Source organism: Limosilactobacillus mucosae DSM 13345, assembly GCF_001436025.1.
Classification (GTDB): domain Bacteria; phylum Bacillota; class Bacilli; order Lactobacillales; family Lactobacillaceae; genus Limosilactobacillus; species Limosilactobacillus mucosae.
Genome location: NZ_AZEQ01000073.1, coordinates 1 through 564 on the forward strand (window position 1 = coordinate 1; position 564 = coordinate 564).

General features: G+C 39.5%; 1 pseudogene. It reads right to left on the minus strand.

Going from position 1 to position 564, the window contains the following annotated elements:
- Window positions 1–191, minus strand: a pseudogene (locus tag FC47_RS10235) (hypothetical protein); the annotation flags it as partial.
- Window positions 192–564: the final 373 nt, after the last annotated feature.

Here is a 564-nt window from a genome sequence, read left to right on the forward strand (position 1 = left end):
TCCCCAGTTGAGCAGTCAATGACCTGGCTATCAACTTTGCCGTTTTTCACGATGACGACCGCTCGAAATGAGTCATCGTGAAAATTCTCTTCGTATGTATATGTGTCCTCGATTTTCTGAAAGCCAAATTCGCTCATCTGCTCGGGGATGAATTTTTGGTTTTTAAATACATCGTCAATCAGTCTGGCCATCTTGTCACTCCACGCAATTTTTCGAAAAATCGATAGGTATCATTTTTATTATATAGAAAGAAATAACACGTCCTAATTTTAGCATAAAAAGGGATACCTTTAAACCGCCTTTTGTGAAGTGTTATTTGATAGAAATAACACTTCGGATCATGATCATGGCCGATCAAGCAGCCCAAACCTCCGAAATACAAAAATTGCCTCTCAGACGCACTGAAATTTAAATAGATGGGTAATTGTCCATTACGTTTCGTCTAAGAGGCAATTATCGAAATACACTAAAAAATCGAGCCAGTTAGCCGCTGACTCGATTATGGTATAATATTTTTGTCCAAGAACATTGGCGGTGCTTCGCTTTTCGAAGGGAGCGATGCCA